Annotated in this window: 4 protein-coding genes; 3 read left to right on the forward strand and 1 reads right to left on the reverse strand. The window is 74.8% G+C overall.

Annotation, left to right across the window (positions count from 1 at the left end; translation table 11 throughout):
• The first annotated feature begins 122 nt into the window (after positions 1-122).
• Positions 123-938 (forward strand): DUF1206 domain-containing protein, encoded by an 816-nt coding sequence (locus tag ACFWEK_RS19590; protein WP_430555123.1) that lies wholly within the window; start codon positions 123-125, stop codon positions 936-938.
• Between the two features lie 21 nt (positions 939-959).
• Here the strand turns inward: ACFWEK_RS19590 and ACFWEK_RS19595 are convergent, their stop codons facing one another.
• Complete coding sequence (locus ACFWEK_RS19595) at positions 960-1,706, reverse strand: M50 family metallopeptidase (protein ID WP_429765982.1); 747 nt, start codon at positions 1,704-1,706, stop codon at positions 960-962.
• Between the two features lie 171 nt (positions 1,707-1,877).
• Here ACFWEK_RS19595 and ACFWEK_RS19600 point away from each other — a divergent pair, with 171 nt between their 5' ends.
• Positions 1,878-3,362 carry a DEAD/DEAH box helicase gene (locus tag ACFWEK_RS19600; RefSeq protein ID WP_430555124.1) on the forward strand — a complete coding sequence of 495 codons (1,485 nt, stop codon included), beginning with the start codon at positions 1,878-1,880 and terminating at the stop codon, positions 3,360-3,362.
• A 60-nt stretch (positions 3,363-3,422) separates the two neighbouring features.
• Entirely contained in the window at positions 3,423-3,827 is a 405-nt protein-coding gene (msrB, locus tag ACFWEK_RS19605; protein ID WP_429765979.1) for a peptide-methionine (R)-S-oxide reductase MsrB, read from the forward strand.
• Positions 3,828-4,037: the final 210 nt, after the last annotated feature.

The raw sequence follows: 4,037 nt of genomic DNA on the forward strand, positions 1-4,037 counted from the left end.
CGGAGCTTCCTCCGTGCCCGGCCGTCGTCGTGCCGGGAGCGGCCGCGGCGCGGGTGGCGCCGGACGCCCGGATGCGCCATCGTGTGGTGCCGCGACCCGCGCGGCACCGACGGAGGTGACCTGTGTCCGACCTCGCCCGCGCCGCACGACGCTCCTCGCGCAGCGCGAACGACAGCACCGCCCTGCAGGCCCTCGCGCGCGCCGGCTACGTCGCGTCCGGCGTGCTGCACCTGCTCCTGGGCTGGTTGGCGGTACGCCTGGCCTTCGGGTCCTCGGAGGGGAGCGCAGACCAGCAGGGCGCGCTGCGCGAGCTCGCCGCGGCCCCCGGCGGTGCCCTGCTGCTGTGGCTGACGGCGGCGGGCTTCGCCGGCCTCGCCCTCTGGCAGCTCACGGAGGCGGCGGCGGGCGTGCCCGGGACGGACACGGCGAAGCAGGTCGGTGCCCGGGTCAAGGCCGCGGCGAAGGCCGTCCTGTACGGGGCGCTCGCCGGCACCGCGGTGCGAGTCGTGACCGGGTCCTCCGGCGGCGGCTCCGAGGAGGGTCTCACCGCCGACCTCGTGCGCGCCCCCGCGGGCCGGTGGCTCGTCGCGGTGGTCGGCGCCGTGATCGTCGGGGTGGGCGTCTTCCACGTCGTCAAGGGGTGGCGGAAGTCGTTTCGCGACGACCTGCGCGCGACCGGGACCGGCGCCGCCGGGCAGGCGGTGCTGCGGCTCGGCACGGTCGGCTACGTGGCCAAGGGGATCGCGCTCGGCGTCCTCGGCGGCCTCTTCGTGGCGGCCGCCGTCACGGCCGACCCCGAGAAGGCGGGCGGTCTGGACGACGCCCTGCGCACGATCCGGGAGCAGCCGTTCGGGGTGGTGCTGCTCGTGGCGACGGGCCTGGGCATCGCGGCCTACGGCGTGTACTCGTTCGCACGGGCCAAGTACGCGCGGCTGTGACGCGCCGGCGGGGAGCCGTCGTCAGGTCGCGGGCTCCACGATCCACGTCGCGCCGAGGAGCAGGCAGCCGACGGTGACGAGCAGGAAGACCACGACCCACAGGATGCCGGTGGTACGGGTCAGCGCCGCGAGCTGGTCGGCGTCCGACCGCCGCGCGCGCCCCCGGGACCGCTGGGCCTGGAGCTCGAGCACAGGGCGCACCGACCCGATCAGCAGGAACCACGTCACCGCATAGGCGACGGTCGCCTGCGCGGCGGGCTCGAGCCACCACGAGACGGCGACGAGGGCGGCGCCGGAGACGAGGATCGACCAGAGGCCGAACCAGTTGCGGATCTTCAGCAGCAGGAGCGCGAGCAGCAGCACCAGCAGCCACAGCAGCCCGACGGCGTAGCCGTGCCGCAGCAGCCAGGCGGCGCCGAGCCCCGTGAGGCCGGGGCCGACGTACCCGGCGAACGCCGTGACGATCATCCCGAAGCCGCGTGGACGCCCGGCGGACACCGTGAGCCCGGAGGTGTCGGAGTGCAGCCGGATGGCGTCCAGGCGTCGCCCGGTGAGCATGGCGGCGACGGCGTGCGCGCCCTCGTGCGCGATCGTCACGACGTGCCGTGCCACCCGCCACACGGGGGTCACCAGCACGACGGCGAGCGCGGCGAGGCCCGCGGCCAGCACGACCGGCTGCGCCGGCGGTGGCACGGGGGTGGTGGCGGCCGTCCAGATCTGGGTCAGCACGTCGCCGACGGTCGTGAGGAAGTCGTCCACGGCGGCCATTCCACCACGGGCGGCTGAGAGGCCGGTCGGTCGACCCGGGCGTCGGTCGTGAGAGAATGGGGGCAGGTGGCTGCGCGTTGCGCGCCCCGCGTCGTGGAGATCCCCCCGGATTGCGTGCGGCGGACCCCGACCTCGACGTCCGAGACGTCCCTGCCCCGAGAGGCCCTTTTCTTGACTACCTTTGCCGACTTCGGCCTGCCCGCCCCGGTCGTCCGCCAGCTGACGGACCAGGGCATCACCACCCCCTTCCCGATCCAGACGGCGTCGCTGCCGGACACGATGGCGGGCACCGACGTGCTCGGCCGCGGCCGCACCGGCTCCGGCAAGACGCTCGCGTTCTCGCTCCCCGTGGTGACGCGGCTCGCGACGTCGGCGGCCAAGGCCGCGGCCGCCGGCCGCCCGCGCCGTCGTCCCGGCCGCCCGAGGGCGCTCGTGCTCTGCCCGACCCGCGAGCTCGCCAACCAGATCAACGCCACGATGGAGCCGCTCGCGAAGGCCCTCGGCCTCGTGACGACCACCGTCTTCGGCGGCGTCGCGCAGTCCCGCCAGGTCAACGCCCTGAACGCCGGCGTCGACGTGCTCATCGCGTGCCCCGGCCGCCTCGAGGACCTGCTCGGCCAGAAGCACCTCACCCTGGACGACGTCGAGATCACGGTGCTCGACGAGGCCGACCACATGGCCGACCTCGGCTTCCTGCCCGGCGTGAAGCGGATCATGGACCGCACGCCCACCGTGGGCCAGCGCCTGCTCTTCTCGGCGACGCTGGACAACGGCGTCGACGTGCTCGTGAAGCGCTACCTCAAGAACCCGGTGACGCACTCCGTCGACGAGGCCGCCGCCCCGCCGCCGCAGATGACGCACCACATCCTCGCCGTGGCGGACGCCGACGCGAAGAAGCACGTGGTGCACGCGCTCGCGTCCGGCACCGGCCGTCGCGTGCTGTTCACCCGCACCAAGCACCAGGCGAAGAAGCTCGCCAAGCAGCTCACCGGCGCGGGCGTGCCCGCGGTCGACCTGCACGGCAACCTCGGCCAGGGCGCGCGCGAGCGCAACCTCGCGGCGTTCTCCTCCGGGGACGTCAAGGTGCTCGTCGCCACCGACATTGCCGCGCGCGGCATCCACGTCGACGACGTCGAGCTCGTCGTGCACGTGGACCCGCCCGCCGAGCACAAGGCGTACCTGCACCGCTCGGGCCGCACGGCCCGCGCCGGGTCCGGCGGCGACGTCGTCACCGTGATGCTGCCCGAGCAGCGCGGCGACGTCCGCGACCTCACGCGCAAGGCGAAGATCGACGCCCGCCCGCAGCCCGTGGCCCCGGGCGACGCGACCGTCGCCGCGCTGGTCGGCGAGGTCGCGCCGTACGTGGCGCCGCCCGCGCCGGCGGCGCCCCAGCAGCCGCAGCGCCGCAAGGGCGGCGGCCAGCAGCAGGGCGGCGGCCCGCGCGGCCGCGCGTCGCACGGCCAGGCGCCGCGCGGCGAGGCACAGCGCGGGCAGGGGCAGCGCGGCCAGCAGGGCCAGCGCTCGCAGGCGCAGCCGGCGTCGTCCGGCGGCCATGCCTCGCAGGCGGTCCGGGCCGACGGGTCCGCACCCGCCCGCCGTCGTCGGCGCCGCGGCGGCCGGGGCCGCGGGCAGGGCGGCTCGGCGCCCGCGGCCTGAGCCGTCGCAGGGCAGGAACAGCCGCACGCCGGTCCGGGTTGAGCACGACGGAGGTGTCAGATGACGTACGAAGTCACCAAGTCCGACCAGCAGTGGAAGGTCGAGCTGAACCCGCAGGAGTTCGCCGTGCTGCGGCAGGCGGGCACCGAGCGGCCCTGGACCGGTGAGCTGCTCGACGAGAAGCGCGTCGGCGTGTACCGCTGTCGCGCGTGCGGCAACGAGCTGTTCCGGAGCGAGACCAAGTTCGACTCGCACTGCGGCTGGCCGTCGTTCTACACGCCGCTCGCCGGCGACGCCGTCGAGCTGCTCGAGGACCGGTCGCACGGCATGGTCCGCACCGAGGTGCGCTGCGCCCGGTGCGGCTCGCACCTGGGACACGTCTTCGACGACGCGCCGCAGACGCCCACGGGCGACAGGTTCTGCATGAACTCGCTCAGCCTGACGTTCGAGCCCGCCGAGGGCTGACCGCCCGGTCGTCGCGCCCTGCCCGCAGCGCTTCGGGCGGGCCTGGGTGCCGGCGGCATCGGTGATGGTAAACGGCGTTTCGATGACGAGCTCGCCATCAAGGCGGACACGGCCGTCGGGATCGTGATCAGTGAAGCTGATCCGGACCTGGTAGTCGAAGGCGGTGCGGGTGACACGGGCACCGACCAGCTCTGCGGGGACTTTCACCAC

Origin of the sequence: Isoptericola sp. NPDC060257 (assembly GCF_042726645.1) — a bacterium.
Taxonomy (GTDB): Bacteria; Actinomycetota; Actinomycetes; order Actinomycetales; family Cellulomonadaceae; genus Isoptericola; species Isoptericola nanjingensis.